This is a genomic window from Blastococcus sp. SYSU DS0552, assembly GCF_054050815.1.
Genome location: NZ_JBJHAB010000009.1, coordinates 132,388 through 148,108, shown reverse-complemented (window position 1 = coordinate 148,108; position 15,721 = coordinate 132,388). Strand labels below are relative to the sequence as shown.

Genomic DNA, 15,721 nt, shown 5'->3' with positions numbered 1-15,721 from the left:
CACACCAGCAGCGTGAGCAGGTAGCCGAGGACCACCGCCAGCTGCCCGCTCACCGGCCGCCCCCGGGGACGACGGTGATCACCGGCGCGTCCTCGCCGCCGGCACCGGCGGGCGCGCCGGCCGGCTCGGACGCCTCCGCCCGCAGCCGGGCGACCCGGCGGCGGACGACGAGCACCGCGAGGAGGGTGAAGGCGAGGACGCCCGCGCCCAGCGCCCACGCCATCGTGGGGTGGATCGGTGGGCTGCCCTCGGGGCCGAGCACGGTGGGCGGCTGGTGCAGCGTCCGCCACCAGACGACCGAGAAGTGCACGACCGGCACGTTGAGGAAGGCGACGATGCCGATGGCCGCGGACCGGCGGGCGGCGACGTGCGGGTCGTCGGCCATCCGTCGGACGCCGAGGTAGGCGACGTAGACCAGCAGGAGCACCGCCGTCGTCACCAGCCGGGCATCCCACGTCCACCAGACGCCCCAGACCGGGCGGCCCCACAGCATGCCCAGCGCGATCGCCAGCGCCGTCAGCCCGACGCCCAGCTCGGCGGCCGCCTGCGCGTACCGGTCGAAGCCGAGCTCACGGCGCACCAGGTAGCCCACGCTGCACACCAGCACGGTCGCGAACGCCAGGTAGGCCACCCAGGCGGCCGGGACGTGCACGTACATCAACCGCTGCGCCGGACCCTGCACCCCGTCCTCGGGGGCGACGACGAGCGCCAGGACCAGCGCGACCGCGGTCGCCCCGGCAGCGGCGGCGGGGAGGAGCGCACCGCCGGGCACCGGAGTCCTACGCACGCTCGCTCCTCCTGTCGACCGGTCCCCGCCCGGGAAGGCCCGGGGACGGCTGGGTCAGCGGGGACCCGGCCAGCCTCTCACTCCTCCAGGAGGAAGGGGAAGACGGCCCAGGCGGTCGCCCCGGCGACCAGGTCGTAGGCGACCAGCAGCACCAGCCACGGGAGCGGCTCCGCCACGACGCCGGCCTGCGTCCCGGCCAGCAGGGCGGGCAGCCCGGCGGGGAGCACCAGGGCCGCGAGCAGGCCCGCACCGCGGGCCGAGGCCGCCAGCAGGGCGCCGAACACCGTGGTGCTCGCCGCGACGCCGCCCAGGCCGAGCGCCGCCGCCGCGCACCCGGCGAGGGAGACGGGGCCGTCGAGGAGCAGGACGGCGAGGACGGTCCCCGTGGTCCAGGTGACCGCGAGCGCGGTCCAGAGGACGGCGGCCTTGGCGAGGAACAGCGCCCCGGCCGGGACCAGGCCGCGCAGCAGGTCCCAGGAGTCCTCGTCGCGCTCCGCCGCCGCGACCAGCCGGGCCAGCGGAACCGCGGCGGTGAGCACGAGCAGCCAGACCAGGCCGGGCGCGGCGGCCCGGAGCGCGCCGGGGTCGGGGCCGAGCACGAGACCCCCCAGCACGACCCCGGCCGCGACGAACGGCAGCACCGAGGCGAAACCGTCGACGCCACCCAGGGCGATCCGCGCGTCCCGCCGGACCAGCAGCGGGACGGTGCGCAGCACGCCGGCGCGGCCCTCCCGCCGTCCACCTCCCCCGCTCACCCGAGCACCGTCGCGGCGCCACCGACGAGCTCCAGGCGGGCGTCGACCGGGCCCAGGCCGGCGGCGACCTCCGAGCCCGCGACGAGCACCGCCGACCCGGCGCGGGCCAGGTCCTCGACAGTGCGGCGCACGGCCTCCCGGCCGGCCGCGTCGAGGTGCTCCATGGGTTCGTCGAGGCACACCACCGCCGGGGTCACCACCCGGGCCACGGCGAGGGTCACCCGCGCCCGCTGCCCCGCCGAGAGGCGGCCGGCCTCCTGTCCCCACAGCTCCTCGGGGAGCCCGCACGCGGTGAGGGCCGCCGCAGCGGCACCGGCCGGCTGCTCCCGGCCGGCCAGGGCGCCGGCGAACGTCACGGCGTCCAGTGCCCGCTGCCGACGGCGCGCGGCCGCCCCGGGGCGCAGGTACAGCGCGTGCCCGGTCACCGACCGGGTGCCCGACGTCGGCTCCACCAGCCCCGCCGCGATCCGCAGCAGCGTGGTCTTGCCGGCGCCGTTCCCCCCGCCGACGACGCAGACCGCGCCGGCCGACAGCCGCAGCGTCAGGGGGGCGAGCGCGGTCCGCCCGCCGTAGCGGCGGGCCACCTCCTGCAGGCACAGCACCGGCGGTTCCCCCGCGGCAGGGCGGCCGGTCCTCGACTGGGTCATCGTGCCGAGGATGGTGCCACCGCCGCCCGCGCCCGGGCCGAGCAGCTGCGGTTGTGCGGCCGAAGCCAGCCACTAGGGTCGGACGGGACCGCACGGGAGCCCTCCCCGGAGGGGCAGCCCGACCAGCCCGCCACGGAGGTGCGATCGTGCCAGCCGACCTCGCTCCGGTGGCCGCACCGGAGCCGGGCTCGGTGCTCGATCCCGTGGGCCCCGAGGCGGCGCAGATCGCCGGCCTCACCTGGTTCATGATCGTCCTGGGCGGTCTGCTGTGGCTGGCCACCGTGGTGTTCCTGGTGCTGGCCCTCCGGCACCGCGCGCGCCGCGAGCCACGGGCCGCGAACCGGGGCGCGAAGGCCTTCATCGCCGTGTGGGGCGTGGTCGTCCCGATCGTCGTCCTGCCCGCCGTCTTCGCCTACAGCCTCGTGGTGGGCGTCGACATCTCCCGGCCTGCCCCTCCCGAGGCGCTCACCGTCGAGGTCGTCGGCCACCAGTTCTGGTGGGAGGTGCGCTACCCCGACGCCGACGTGGTGACCGCCAACGAGATCCACGTGCCGGTCGGCCGCCCCGTCCGGCTGGAGATGACGTCGGCGGACGTGATCCACAGCCTCTGGATCCCGCCGGTGGCCGGCAAGCTCGACCTCCTCCCCGGGCAGACCAACGTCCTGTCCTTCCAGGTCGAGGAAGCCGGTCGCTACCTCGGGGAGTGCGCCGAGTTCTGCGGCATCCAGCACGCCCGCATGCAGTTCGTCCTCGTCGCCCAGGAGGAGGACGAGTTCGCCGACCACCTGGTCGCGTTGCAGGCGGGCTCCGCGGAGCCGGACGGCGAGCTCGAGGAGGCCGGCCGCGAGGTGTACCTGGCCGCGGGCTGCGGGCAGTGCCACCGGATCGAGGACGTCAGCGAGGGGGACGACTTCGCCCCGGACCTCACCCACCTCGCGTCCCGGGACACGATCGCCGCGGGGATGCTCGAGAACACGCGGGGCAACCTGGCGGGCTGGATCCTCGACCCGCAGGGCCTCAAGTCGGGGGTCCGCATGCCGCCGAACAACCTCTCGGGCGACGACCTGCAAGCGCTGCTGGCCTATCTGGAGAGCCTCGAATGACCGCGCTGCAGGATCCCCCGGCCACAGAGGACCGACTCGCCGCCACGTGGGCCACCCCACCCGGCCTGGCCGGCTGGTTCACGGCCCTCAACCACAAGCAGGTGGGCCAGCGCTTCCTCATCACCGCGTTCGTCTTCTTCGCCCTGGGCGGCATCCAGTCGGTGCTGATGCGCTGGCAGCTCGGGAGCGCCGAGAGCACCTTCCTCGACGCGCAGACCTACAACGAGCTGTTCACCATGCACGGCACGACGATGATGTTCCTGTTCGCCGTGCCGGTGGGCGAAGCCTTCGCGATGTACTTCCTGCCGCTCATGCTCGGCACCCGGGACCTGCCGTTCCCCCGGCTGACCGCCTTCGGCTGGTACATCTACGTGCTCGGCGGGATCTTCCTCTACAGCAGCTTCCTGTTCGGCCAGGTCCCCGACGGCGGCTGGTTCGCCTACACCCCGCTCACCGGGCCCGAGTACTCCCCGAGCAACTCGATGGACTTCTGGCTGCTGGGCGTGACGTTCGTGGAGATCGCGACGATCGCCGGAGCGATCGAGCTGGTGGTGCTGATCCTCCGGTACCGGGCGCCGGGCATGAAGATCAGCCAGATGCCGCTGCTGGCGTGGAACGTGCTGGTCACCGGGATCGCCGTCATCTTCGCGTTCCCGCCGCTGGTGGTCGCCAGCGTGCTCCTCGAGCTGGACCGCAAGATCGGCACGCACTTCTACGATCCGGCGGCCGGTGGCGAGTCCTTGCTCTGGCAGCACCTGTTCTGGTTCTTCGGCCACCCCGAGGTCTACATCATCCTGCTGCCGGGGCTGGGCATCGTCTCCACGATCGTGCCGGTCTTCGCCCGCAGCCGGATCGTCGGCTACAGCCTGATCGCCGTCTCGACGGTCGCCATCGGCATCCTGTCGTTCGGCGTGTGGGTGCACCACATGTTCGTGACGGGGATCCCGCAGCTCGGGCTGGCCTTCTTCTCCGTGGCGAGCCTGTTCATCCCGATCCCGAGCGCCATCCAGGTCTCGGCGTGGATCGCCACCATCTGGCAGGGCCGGGCGGTGTGGAAGACGCCGATGATGTACGTCGTCGGCTTCATCGTGATCTTCGTCCTCGGCGGGGTCACCGGGGTGATGGTCGCCTCGGTCCCGTTCGACCAGCAGGCGCACGACAGCTACTTCGTCGTCGCGCACTTCCATTACGTGCTCATCGGCGGGATCCTCTTCCCGGTGCTGGCCGCCGTCCACTTCTGGATGCCGAAGATGAGCGGCCGCCTGCTCGACGAACGCATCGGCAAGACGGCGTTCTGGCTGACCTTCGTCGGCTTCAACGTGACGTTCTTCCCGCTGCACATCACCGGGCTGCAGGGCATGCCGCGCCGCCTCTACACCTACGCGGAGAACACGGGGTGGGAGCTCACGCAGGCGATCGCGACCGCGGGCACCGTCGTCCTCACCCTGGGCCTGCTCATGACGCTGGGCAACGTGGTGCTGTCGGCGCGGTACGGCGAGCGGGCCGGGGACGACCCGTGGGGCGGGGAGACCCTGGACTGGTACGCGACCTCGCCGCCGCCGGCCTACAACTTCCGCGGCATCCCGGAGGTCGCCAGCCGCTCGCCGCTGTGGGACACCCGGCCCTTCCGGCCGAAGTACGACCCGGCCACCTGGCAGGACGAGCTGCGCGAGCCCCGCGCTCCCGTGCGGCAGGTCGTGCTCACCAGCATCCTCGACGCCGCCCCCGAGGAGCTGGTCACCCTGCCGCAGAAGTCGTGGTGGCCGCTGCTGATGGCCTCCTCGCTCACCGTCGCCCTGATCGGCACGATGATCGACGTCTACCCCGTCGCCCTCACCGGTGTGCTCGCCGCGGTCGTGACCGGTGTGGCCTGGGTCTGGAACAGGCAGGACCGGCTGTGAGGACCAGCGGACACGCCGGGGACGCCGCCCCCCGTCCGGCCCCGCACATCGCCCGCGGCACCGGGTGGTGGGGGATGCTGCTGCTCCAGCTCGTCCTGGTGTCGATGCTCGCGGCGCTGCTGTTCTCCTACTTCTACCTGCGCGACGGCTTCGACACGTGGCCGCCCGAGCCGGCGCCCGCCCCCGCGCTGGGGCTGACCGCGGTCGCCACCGCGCTGCTGCTGCTCAGCGCCGTCCCGGTGGCCGCGGTCCACCTGTCGGCGCGGGCCGGGAAGGCGGCCGGCCGGGTCCCCGCCGCGCTGGCCGCCGCCGTCGTCCTCGGGGTGGCGTTCCTCCTCGTGCAGTTCGCCGACTACGCGGCCAACGACATCGACCCGCAGCGCGACGTGTACGGCTCCCTCTTCCTCGCCCTCGCCGGCTTCCACCACGTCAACGCCGCCCTGGCCCTGCTCGGGCTGGGCATCGTGCTGCTGCGCGTGCGGACCGGCAGCATGCCCCCCCGCGAGCAGGAGATGGCGGTGACCGCCGCGCACTACTGGTACTTCGTGGTCTGGTCCTGGATCGTCATCGCCGCCACCCTCTACTTGACGCCGAGGTTCTGGTGACCGCCGCGACTCCGGAGACCAAGCGCCCCGCCGGCCGGCCGGTCCTGTTCTGGTTCGGTGTCGGCGGTGGCACCGCGGCCTGGCTGCTGCACCTGCTGGTCGGCTACTGGTTCATCGAGATCGGGTGCCCCACCGAGGGCCTGGCGCTCCCCGTCTTCCTCGTCGTGCTGACCGTGGCCCTCACGGTCATGGCCCTGGCCGCGACCTGGGCGTCCTGGTGGTCGATGCGGCACCTGCCACCGCAGCCGGAGTCCGCCGCCGTCCCCGGTCCCGAGCTCCGGCCGCTGCTGCCCTGGCGGCGTCGGCGCGACCCCGCGGACGCGCCCCCGGCCGGCGCCTGGGACCCGGTGCCGAGCCCCGCGCGCAACCGGCTGCTCGCGCTCACCGGCCTCACCATGAACCTGCTGGCGGTCGGCCTGATCGTGCTGGCGCTGCCCCCCGTCCTCGTGTACGGACCGTGCTGGTGACCGGGGGACGGCGGGGAATGCGGGCCCGGCTGGCGGCGGCGCTCGTGGCCGCCGCGGCCGGGCTGAGCGCCTGCACCGACGCGACCGGCGAGCCGCAGGTGTCCGCGGACCGCGGGCGCGAGCTGCTGCGCGAGTACGGCTGCGCGGCCTGCCACCAGGTGCCGGGGGTGACCGGGCCGCAGGGCCGGGTGGGTCCGCCGCTCGGGACGCTCGTCGAGCGGCGGGTGATCGCCGGGCAGCTCCCCCACACGCCCGAGAACCTGCGAAGCTGGATCCAGGACCCCCAGGAGCTGGACCCCGGCAACCTGATGCCCGACCTCGGGGTGACCGACGAGGACGTCGACGCCATCGTCGCCTACCTGTACTCGCTGGAGCCCTCGTGAGCCGCCGCCGGATCCCGACGGCCGCGCGCCTGCTCCAGGTGCTGGCGCTGGTCGCGGCCTGCGTCGCCCTCACCCTGGTGGCGGCACCGGTCGAGGCCGCCCCGGCCCCGGCGCCGCCCGCCGAGGAGGTCGCCGACGGCGGGACCGTCTACCAGCGGTACTGCGGGATCTGCCACAACAACGACGGCAGCGGCATCCCCGGGACCGGCGACGAGGCGGGGCCGGACCTGCGCGGGTTGCCGGTGGCCTACGTCGACCTGGTCATCCGCACCGGCCGGATGCCGATCCTGCACCGGCCGGTCGGCGCCGTGGAGGAACAGCTCACCGACGCCCAGCGCGAAGCGGTCGTCACCTGGATGGCCGAGGAGTTCGACCTGGAGGGCGGGATCCCCGAGGTGGGGGGAGGCGACCCGGGCCGCGGTCAGCCACTCTGGCTGACCAACTGCGCGCCCTGCCACAGCGCCGGGGGCAACGGCGGCATCTCGGCCGACGGGACGGTCGCCCCGGAGGTCACCGGCATCGACCCCACCGGCATCGTGGAGGCGATCCGGGTCGGCCCGTTCGAGATGCCCCGGTTCGGCGACGAGGTCCTCAGCGAGCAGGACGCCGCCGACATCGCCGCCTACGTGCAGGACCTGTCGGACGCCGAGACCACCCCCCTGGGGCTCTCGGACGTCAGTCGCGTCTACGGCGGTGTCTTCACCGGCCTGATCGCCCTGGCCATGGCGGGCGCGCTGGTGCTCGTCGTCCGGACCGGCCGGCGATCGGCCCCGGAACCGGCCGGGCGCACCCCCTCGGACCCGGAGGACAGGGAGGGCACGGAGCAGTGACGGCCACGGAGCCCCGCCCGGAGTCCCGCCCCGCGCTCCTGCGCCGCCCGGTCCCGCTCGCGGCCGGAGCCGTGGCGGCGATCCTGCTCGCGGCGTTCGTGGCGGGCCTGGTGCTGGACTGGCCCACCTCCGCGCTCGGGCTGCTCCTCGGCATCGGCACGCTGTGCGCCGCTCTCGTCGTGGCCGCCGCGCTGCCCGCTGACGAGGACCAGGAGCTCGCCTGGCCGGGCCAGCGCGAGCCGGGGGACGCACCGCTGCTCGCGGCGGTCGCCGGTCACCCGGTCCGCCGGCGCTGGGTCCTCGGTGGCGTCGGCGTCGGCGCGCTCGCCGGGATCGGCCTGCTCGCCTGGCTGGGCCGGGACGAGCCGCCGGCCACCAGCTGGCGGCGGGGGACGCACCTGGTGACCGCCGAGGGCCAGCGGATCCGCGCGGCGGACGTGCCGATCGGCGGCTTCGGCACCGTGTGGCCCGAGGGCGCCGCCCGGGAGGACCTGGCGGCGGTCGTGCTGGTGCGGCTCTCCGCGCAGAGCGCGCAGCCGCCGACGGTCCTCGACTGGGTGGTCGGCGAACGGCTGGTCGCCTACTCGAAGGTCTGCACGCACGCCGGCTGCCCGGTCGGGCTGTACCAGGAGGACAGCGACTCGCTGTTCTGCCCCTGCCACCAGGCCACCTTCGACGCGGCGCGCGGGGCGGTACCGACGTTCGGGCCGGCGTCGCGCCCCCTCCCCCAGCTCCCCCTCGGCGTCGACGCGGACGGCTTCCTGGTGGCCCTCGGCGACTTCGCGACGCCCATCGGTCCGGTGCGCGGATGAGCGTCCAGGAAGCCCCCACCCGGCCCCGGTGGCTGCGCGAGCTGTTCGTCCCGACGCACTGGTCGTTCCTGCTGGGGCCGGTCGCGGTGATCTGCTTCGCCGTCCTGCTGCTGACCGGGCTGGTGCTGACCTTCTTCTACGAGCCGTCGGCCGAGCTGGTGGAGTACCAGGGCTCGGCCGACCTCTACGACGGCCGCGAGCTGCCGGCCGCGTTCTCCTCCGTCGTCTCGATCAGCCACGACCTGCCCGGCGGGCTGCTGCTGCGCCGGGTGCACCGGGTGGCGAGCTACCTCTTCGTCGCGGCGCTGCTGCTGCACGTGCTCCGGGTGCTCCTCGCCGGGGCCTTCCGGGGTCGCCGCATCTCGAACTACCTGCTCGGCCTGGTCCTGCTCGCACTGGCCTTCGCGCTGGGCTGGTCGGGCCAGAACCTGGTGTACGACGTGATCACCGGCAGCAGCGTCCGGATCGGGTACTCGATCGCGGCGAGCATGCCCTGGCTCGGCGGGGAGCTGGCCGACCTCGTCTTCGCGGGCCCGGACGTCGCCGACGTCGTCCCCCGGCTGTTCTGGCTGCACGTCCTGCTGCTGCCGGTCGCCTTCGGAGGGTTGCTCGCCGTCCACCTGTGGCTCGTCGTCCGCCAGCGGCACACAGTGCTGCCGCGGCGCCGTCGCCCCGACGGACAACTGGTCGTGGCGACCCCCGCCCGGAGCGGGTTGCGGTCCCGCGCACTGCTGCTCACCCTGCTGACCACCACGCTGCTCGTCGTCTCCGCCGCGCTGGTCCCCTTCGGGGACGTCCTGCACATCGGCCCGTACCTGCCCGGTGTGGCCGGCAACGACATGTACCCGGACTGGTACCTGTTCCCGGCCGAGGGCGGCATCCTCATCCTGCCGGCCGTGGAGTTCAGCATCCTGGGGGCGACGATCACGAACCCGTTCCTGGGCGGTGTCCTGCTGCCGGTGCTCATCGGCGGGGCGGTGGTGGTCTACCCGCTGCTGGAGCGGCTGTTCCGCCGGCGTCCGGAATCCGACCTCGACCTCAGCGAGCGACCGCTCGACGCGCCGTTCCGTGTCGCCTTCGTCACCTTCGTCGTGGTGCTCGGCGCGGTGACGGGCGCGGGGGCGGCCAGCGACGTGATCGCCCAGGTGCTCGGGCTGGAGGTGGTCACCGTCATCTGGTTCCTGCGCATCGCGCTGGTGGCGGCCCCGCCGGTGCTCGCGGGTGCTCTGTTCTGGTACGCCCGGCGGCGCTCCCGCCAGTCCCCGCTCTGACCCCGGGCGGCGCGGCTCAGGCCACCCGCAGCTCCTCGACGTCGGCCTCGCGCAGGCCCACGCCGAGCCCCGGGGCAGCGAGGTCCGGCCGGACCCGGCCCTCCCGCGGCTCGGGGGCGCCGTCGAACAGCCGGCGCTCGAACCGCTCGTGGTCGTGGAACCACTCGAGGTGGCGCAGGTTGGGCGTGGCCAGGCCCAGGTGTGCGTGCAGGGTGGGCACGCAGTGCGCGGAGACCTCGAGCCCGTGCCCCGCGGCCACCGCCGCCGCGCGCAACCACTCGGTGACCCCGCCGCAGCGGCTGGCGTCCACCTGCAGGCAGTCGACGGCGCCGGCGCCGCAGAGGGCAGCGAAGTCCTCGATCCGCGCGCCGTACTCCCCGGCGGCGACGTCGCAGTCCAGGGACCGGCGCACGAGTCGCAGCCCGGCCAGGTCGTCGGAGGAGACCGGCTCCTCGAACCAGACCACCCCCAGGTCGTCGAGCGCCCGGCCCACCCGGACCGCCTGCTTGGCGGTGTAGCCGCCGTTGGCGTCGACCAGCAGATCGACGCGGTCCCCGACGACCTCGCGGGCCAGCCGCGTGCGGGCCAGGTCGCGGCGCTCCGCGCTGCCCCACGACTCCCCGATCTTGATCTTCACCCGGTCGAAGCCCCGGTCGAGCCAGCCCGTCAGCTGCTCGCGGGTCGCGGCGTCGTCGTAGGTGGTGAACCCACCGCTGGCGTAGACCGGCGAGTCCCGCCGCACGGCCCCCAGGAGCACCGCCAGCGGCACGTCGAGCAGCCGCGCCTTCAGGTCCCAGAGGGCGACGTCGACCGCGGAGATCGCCATCGCGACCAGGCCGGGGACGCCGGCGTTGCGGGCGGCCCGGGCCATGGCATGCGTGGCGTCCTGCGGGTGCAGGGCCGATCGCCCCTCCACCACGCCGGCGAGCAGGCCGGGGATGAGCGCCGCGGTGGACCGGTCGGCATAGGTCCAGCCGGTCCCGGTGCGGTCCCCGGCAGCGGCGCGCACCACGATCGCCGTCGTCGCGTCCCACTGCAGGGTGCCGTCGGCCTCGGGGCGGTCGGTCGGCAGCCGGTAGACGGCAACGACCACGCTCTGCACCGGGACGTCCGGTGTGCTTCCCACGGCAGCGGTGCTCCTCTCCAGGAGGTGGTCAGCCGGCGGAGCGGCCGGTCAGCGTGCGCCGCACCGCGGTGACCGCCCCGGTCACCGCGGCGGTGGTGACGCCGGCGGCCGCCGCCAGCACCGCCCCCTGCGCCAGCCGGCCCGGCGGATGCGGGGCCGGTGCCAGCACCCGTTCCGGGTTGTCCTCGAGCCGCGCGCCGGTCACCAGACCGGCGAGCGCCTCGGCCAGGTGCACCGCCCTGCGGCCGGTGTCGGCCTGCTCGACCTGGGTGCGGCAGCTGAAGCCGTCGGCGAGCACCACCGCCTGGGGGTCGCCCTCGCGCAGCGCGGGCAGCAGGGCCTGCTCGGCACAGGCCATGGAGACGTCGTAGTGACCGCGCTCGAAGCCGAAGTTCCCGGCCAGCCCGCAGCAGCCGGAGTTCAGCACGTCGGCGTCGAACCCGGCCCTCCGCATCAGCTCGCGGTCGGAGTCGAAGCCCATGATCGAGTGGTGGTGGCAGTGGGTCTGGACCATCGCCGCGCGATCCGCCCGAGGGGGCTCCCACTCCGGCGCGCGCTCGCCCAGCAGCTCGGCGAGCGTGCGGGCGGACGCCGCGAGCAGCCGGACGTCCTCGTCGTCCGGGAGCAGCTCGGGGGCGTCGGATCGGAACACCGCGGTGCAGCTGGGCTCCAGCGCCACGACCGGCATGCCCGCGCGCAGCTCCGGTGCGAGCGCGCCCGCCGTCCGGCGCAGGATCCGTGCGGCCGTCGCCAACTGGCCCGTGGAGATCCAGGTGAGCCCGCAGCAGAGCTCCTGGTCCGGGATCCGCACGGTGAAGCCGGCGTCCTCCAGCACCGTCACCGCCGCCTCGCCGATGTGCGGCTGGAAGAACTCGGTGAACGTGTCCGGCCACAGCAGCACCTCGCCACGCTCCCCCGTTCCGCGCGGTCCCCGGTCGCGGTACCAGGAGGTGAAGCGCTGCGGGGCGAACAGCGGCAGGTCGCGCTCCGGGGTCACCCCGCCGACCGCCTTGGCCACCGTGCGCACCCCCGGCGTCTGCGTCAGGGCGTTCACCACCCGCGGCGCCAGCGCGGCGAACCGCGCGACCAGCGGCAGCCAGCCGAGCGTGTAGTGGGTCCGCGGGCGCAGCCGGCCCGCGTAGTGGTGCGACAGGAACTCCGCCTTGTACGTCGCCATGTCCACGTCGACCGGGCAGTCGCTGCGGCAGCCCTTGCACGCCAGGCAGAGGTCCAGCGCGTCCCGGACCGCGGTAGAACGCCAGCGGTCGCGGACGACGTCGCCGCGGAGCATCTCGAACAGCAGGCGCGCGCGACCGCGGGTGGAGTGCTTCTCGTCGCCGGTCACCTGGTAGCTCGGGCACATCACCTGGCCGGACCCGACCTCCAGGGAGGAGCGGCACTTGCCCACGCCGACGCACCGCGCCGCGGCGTGGGCGAACGAACCGTCGTCCTCCGGGTAGCCGAAGGCGACCTCGGGCTGCCAGGCGGGGTAGTCGGCGGTGACCCGGAGGTGCTCGTCGAGGGGGTACGGAGCGACGACCTTCCCCGGGTTCATCCGGTTGTCCGGGTCCAGCAGCGCCTTCATGCGGCCGAACGCCTCGACGATCTCCGGTTCGAACATCCGGGGCAGCAGTTCGCCGCGCACCTGACCATCGCCGTGCTCGCCGGACATGGAGCCGCCGTAGCGGGTGACGAGCTCGGCGGCGTCCTCGAGGAACGGGCGGTAGGTGTGCTCGCCGCCCGGTGCGCCCAGCGGGAACGGGATGCGCAGGTGCACGCACCCGTGACCGAAGTGCCCGTACAGGGAGGAGGGCGTCAGGCCGTGCCGGTCGAGCAACTCCGCGAGGTCGGCCAGGTACTCCCCGAGCTGATCGGGTGCGACGGCGGAGTCCTCCCACCCCGGCCAGGTGTCGTGCGCGTCCGGCGGATGCGCAGTTGCGCCGAGCCCGGACTCGCGGAAGGCCCACATGTCCGCCTGGTCCGCGGGGTCGCTCAGGACCAGCACGGCCGGCGGCTCGGGCGCGGAGCGGAGGTCCTCGACCATCCGATCCATGCGTCCGCCCAGTTCCTCCTCGTCGTCCCCGGCGAGCTCGACCAGCAGCCAGCCGCTGCCGTCGGGCAGCTTCTCCAGGGCCCGGGGGTTCATCCCGAGCTCGTCCTGGTTGCGGCGGAGCACCTCGTCGACGCCCTCGAGCCGGTGCGGACGGTGCGGGAGCAGCCGGGCGACGTCGCGGCCCGCGGCGACGACGTCGGGGTAGCCGAGGACCGCCAGCCGACGCACCCGCGGCAGCTCCGACAGCTGCAGCTCCGCGCGCAGCACGGTCACCAGCGTCCCCTCGCTGCCCACCAGCGCCCGGGCCACGTCGAAGCCGTTCTCGGGCAGCAGCGCGTCGAGGTTGTAGCCGGAGACACGGCGCGGGATCCGCGGGAAACCGGTGCGGATCTCGGCGAGGTAGCGGTCCCGCAGCGCCCGGAGCCCGCGGTAGACCTCGGCGCGGCGGCCACCCGCCCGGACGATCTCGGCGTACTTCTCGTCGCTCGTCGGCCCGACCCACATGCGGGTGCCGTCGGCCAGCAGGACCTCCAGCCGGGAGACCTTGTCCACCGCCTTGCCGTACACCTGCGCCGAGGCCCCGCACGCGTTGTTGCCGAGCATGCCGCCGACCGTGCAGGTCCAGTGGGTCGCCGGCTGCGGCCCCCAGGTGAGCCCGTGCTCGGCGAGCCGGGCGTCGAGGTGGTCGAGCACCATGCCCGGCTCCACGACGCAGGTCCGCCGGTCGGTGTCGACCGAGACCAGGCCGGTGCAGTACCGGCTCCAATCCAGGACGACGGCGGCGTTGGTGGTCTGGCCGGCGAGGCTGGTGCCGCCGCCTCGCGACAGCAGGGGCACACCGTGCTCGCGGCAGACCGCCGCCGCCTCGACCGCTGCCTCCACCGTCCGCGGTTCCACGACCCCCAGCGGCGGGATCCGGTAGTTCGAGGCATCGGTGGAGTACGCGCCGCGGGTGCCGGTGTCGAACCGGACACCGCCGTCGACCCGGCGGCGCAGGTCGGCCGCCAGCGCCGCGACGTCCACCCGGTGGGGCCCGGCAGGCTCCGGCGGCAGGCTGGTGGGCGGGGGCAGATCGGTGACCGCCATCGCTCAGCCCCGGTGCGGCAGGAACTCCTGGATCTTGGTCTTGGCCCCCTGCCTGACCACACCCCACGCGTCCTCGTCGCCCTTGAACAGCGATCTGGCCGTCTCGGTCATCTGCTCGAGCGTCGCGTGCGGCGGGATGGGCGGTACGTCGGCGTCGACGTGCACGTCGAGCAGCGCCGGCCGGCCCGCCGCCAGCGCGCGGTCCCACGCCGGCCCCAGCTGGTCCGGGTCGTCCACCGTGATCGCCTCGAAGCCGAGGCCGGCGGCGAACGCGGCGTAGGAGACGTCGGGCAGCGACTGCGAGTCGGCGAGCTTCGGGAACCCGCCCATGGCCCGCATCTCCCAGGTCACCTGGTTGAGGTCGTTGTTGTGCAGGACCGCGATCACCATGCGGGGGTCGGTCCACTCCCGCCAGTACCGGGAGATGGTGATGAGCTCGGCCAGGCCGTTCATCTGCATCGCCCCGTCGCCGACGAAGGCGATGACCGGCCGGTCGGGGTGCCCGAACTTGGCACCGATGCCGTAGGGCACCGCCGGGCCCATGGTGGCCAGCGTCCCGGACAGCGAGCCCCGGGTGTCCGGGCCGAACCGCAGGTGGCGCGCGTACCAGTTGGCCGACGACCCGGAGTCCGCGGTGATGATGGCGTTGCCGGGCATCCGATCGTTCAGCTCGTAGAACAGCCGCATGGGGTTGACCGGGTCGGCGTCGGTCATGGCACGCATGTGGATGGTCTCCCACCAGCGCCGGACACCGTCCTCGATGCCCTCCCGCCACGAGCGGTCGGCCTTGCGCTCCAGCAGCGGGATCAGCGCCCGGAGGGTGGTGGCGGCGTCCCCCACGAGGTTCAGCTCGTACGGGTACCGCATGCCGATGTACTTCGCGTCGTGGTCGATCTGGACCCCGCGGGCCTGGCCGTACTCGGGGAAGAACTCGCTGTAGGGCAGGTTGGAGCCGACCGTCAGCAGGGTGTCGCAGTCCTTCATCATGTCCCAGGTCGGCCGGGTGCCCAGCAGCCCGATCGACCCGGTCACGAACGGCAGGTCGTCGGGGAGCACGTCCTTGCCGAGCAGCGCCTTCGCCACGCCGGCGCCGAGGATGTCGGCGACCTCGACGACCTCCGCGCGGGCGCCCCGAGCCCCCTGGCCGACGAGCATCGCGACCTTGCTCCCGCTGTTGAGCAGGTCGGCGGCGGCGCGGATCGACCGGTCGTCCGGAACGATCGTCGGCGCCGAGGTGTGTGCGCTGCTGGAGGGCACCATCTTGTGCTCGTGCGTCGGCGGGCTGTACTCCAACTCCTGCACGTCGGCCGGGATGATCACCGCGGTCGGCGCGTGCTCGGCGGCCGCGATCCGCATGGCGCGGTCGATCACGTTGGGGAGCTGCTCGGGCGTGTTCACCACGTGCACGTAGTGGTGGGCGACGTCCTTGAACAGCGACAGCAGGTCGACCTCCTGCTGGTAGGAGCCGCCCATGGCGCTCCGGTCGGTCTGCCCGACGATCGCGACCACGGGCACGTGGTCGAGCTTGGCGTCGTACAGCCCGTTGAGCAGGTGGATCGCGCCCGGCCCCGAGGTGGCCATGCAGACGCCCACCCGGCCGGTGAACTTGGCGTACCCCACCGCCTCGAAGGCGGACATCTCCTCGTGACGGGACTGGACGTACTGCAGGCCGTCCTGCTTCCCGAACGCCTCGAGGATGCCGTTGATCCCGTCACCGGGATAGGAGAAGACCTTCTCGACGCCCCACTCCCGGAGGCGGTCCAGCAGGACGTCGGCGACAGTCTGGCTCATGGGGAGATCCCTCCCGTTGGGTTGCACCGTCCTTGGACGCGCTACCCGTCGAGCCGGGATGAAACCGAGACGGGACTTTACGATCGGATGACCAGGTCCCCCAG

Annotated in this window: 14 protein-coding genes; 8 read left to right on the top strand and 6 right to left on the bottom strand. The window is 73.9% G+C overall.

Annotation, left to right across the window (positions count from 1 at the left end):
- Window positions 1–49: 49 nt before the first annotated feature.
- From ccsA to ACI8AG_RS11465, 3 genes are all read right to left on the bottom strand, one after another.
- The gene (gene ccsA / locus ACI8AG_RS11475) at window positions 50–787 is read right to left on the bottom strand and encodes a cytochrome c biogenesis protein CcsA (protein ID WP_456597138.1); all 738 of its coding nucleotides are present in this window, start codon (window positions 785–787) and stop codon (window positions 50–52) included.
- Between the two features lie 77 nt (window positions 788–864).
- The gene (locus ACI8AG_RS11470) at window positions 865–1,542 is read right to left on the bottom strand and encodes a heme exporter protein CcmB (protein WP_456597137.1); all 678 of its coding nucleotides are present in this window, start codon (window positions 1,540–1,542) and stop codon (window positions 865–867) included.
- Window positions 1,539–2,189 carry an ABC transporter ATP-binding protein gene (locus ACI8AG_RS11465; protein WP_456597136.1) on the bottom strand — a complete coding sequence of 217 codons (651 nt, stop codon included), beginning with the start codon at window positions 2,187–2,189 and terminating at the stop codon, window positions 1,539–1,541. Before ACI8AG_RS11465 ends, ACI8AG_RS11470 begins: the two co-directional genes overlap by 4 nt.
- A gap of 146 nt (window positions 2,190–2,335) precedes the next feature.
- Here ACI8AG_RS11465 and coxB point away from each other — a divergent pair, with 146 nt between their 5' ends.
- The 8 genes from coxB to ACI8AG_RS11425 are packed head-to-tail and all read left to right on the top strand — an operon-like array spanning window position 2,336 to window position 9,561.
- Window positions 2,336–3,292: a cytochrome c oxidase subunit II gene (coxB, locus tag ACI8AG_RS11460; RefSeq protein WP_456589315.1), complete on the top strand. Its 957-nt coding sequence runs from the start codon at window positions 2,336–2,338 to the stop codon at window positions 3,290–3,292.
- On the top strand, window positions 3,289–5,193 hold the full coding sequence (gene ctaD / locus ACI8AG_RS11455; protein WP_456589316.1) for a cytochrome c oxidase subunit I: 1,905 nt from the start codon (window positions 3,289–3,291) through the stop codon (window positions 5,191–5,193). Before coxB ends, ctaD begins: the two co-directional genes overlap by 4 nt.
- On the top strand, window positions 5,190–5,798 hold the full coding sequence (locus ACI8AG_RS11450; protein WP_456589317.1) for a cytochrome c oxidase subunit 3: 609 nt from the start codon (window positions 5,190–5,192) through the stop codon (window positions 5,796–5,798). The genes ctaD and ACI8AG_RS11450 overlap by 4 nt, the downstream gene beginning before the upstream one ends.
- Complete coding sequence (locus tag ACI8AG_RS11445) at window positions 5,795–6,265, top strand: hypothetical protein (protein WP_456589318.1); 471 nt, start codon at window positions 5,795–5,797, stop codon at window positions 6,263–6,265. The genes ACI8AG_RS11450 and ACI8AG_RS11445 overlap by 4 nt, the downstream gene beginning before the upstream one ends.
- Window positions 6,262–6,648: a c-type cytochrome gene (locus ACI8AG_RS11440; RefSeq protein WP_456589319.1), complete on the top strand. Its 387-nt coding sequence runs from the start codon at window positions 6,262–6,264 to the stop codon at window positions 6,646–6,648. Before ACI8AG_RS11445 ends, ACI8AG_RS11440 begins: the two co-directional genes overlap by 4 nt.
- The gene (locus tag ACI8AG_RS11435; RefSeq protein WP_456597135.1) at window positions 6,645–7,478 is read left to right on the top strand and encodes a c-type cytochrome; all 834 of its coding nucleotides are present in this window, start codon (window positions 6,645–6,647) and stop codon (window positions 7,476–7,478) included. The genes ACI8AG_RS11440 and ACI8AG_RS11435 overlap by 4 nt, the downstream gene beginning before the upstream one ends.
- Window positions 7,475–8,290 carry a QcrA and Rieske domain-containing protein gene (locus ACI8AG_RS11430; protein WP_456597134.1) on the top strand — a complete coding sequence of 272 codons (816 nt, stop codon included), beginning with the start codon at window positions 7,475–7,477 and terminating at the stop codon, window positions 8,288–8,290. Before ACI8AG_RS11435 ends, ACI8AG_RS11430 begins: the two co-directional genes overlap by 4 nt.
- Window positions 8,287–9,561, top strand: coding sequence for a cytochrome b N-terminal domain-containing protein (locus ACI8AG_RS11425; RefSeq protein WP_456597133.1), 1,275 nt, complete (start codon window positions 8,287–8,289; stop codon window positions 9,559–9,561). Before ACI8AG_RS11430 ends, ACI8AG_RS11425 begins: the two co-directional genes overlap by 4 nt.
- A gap of 16 nt (window positions 9,562–9,577) precedes the next feature.
- Here the strand turns inward: ACI8AG_RS11425 and ACI8AG_RS11420 are convergent, their stop codons facing one another.
- Genes ACI8AG_RS11420 through ACI8AG_RS11410 form a run of 3 tightly spaced genes read right to left on the bottom strand, consistent with a single transcriptional unit; the run spans window position 9,578 to window position 15,617 of the window.
- Window positions 9,578–10,687, bottom strand: a complete 1,110-nt coding sequence (locus ACI8AG_RS11420; RefSeq protein WP_456597132.1) for an enolase C-terminal domain-like protein — start codon at window positions 10,685–10,687, stop codon at window positions 9,578–9,580.
- Between the two features lie 28 nt (window positions 10,688–10,715).
- Window positions 10,716–13,826: an FAD-binding and (Fe-S)-binding domain-containing protein gene (locus ACI8AG_RS11415; RefSeq protein ID WP_456597131.1), complete on the bottom strand. Its 3,111-nt coding sequence runs from the start codon at window positions 13,824–13,826 to the stop codon at window positions 10,716–10,718.
- A 3-nt stretch (window positions 13,827–13,829) separates the two neighbouring features.
- The gene (locus ACI8AG_RS11410; RefSeq protein ID WP_456597130.1) at window positions 13,830–15,617 is read right to left on the bottom strand and encodes a thiamine pyrophosphate-requiring protein; all 1,788 of its coding nucleotides are present in this window, start codon (window positions 15,615–15,617) and stop codon (window positions 13,830–13,832) included.
- Window positions 15,618–15,721 lie beyond the last annotated feature (104 nt).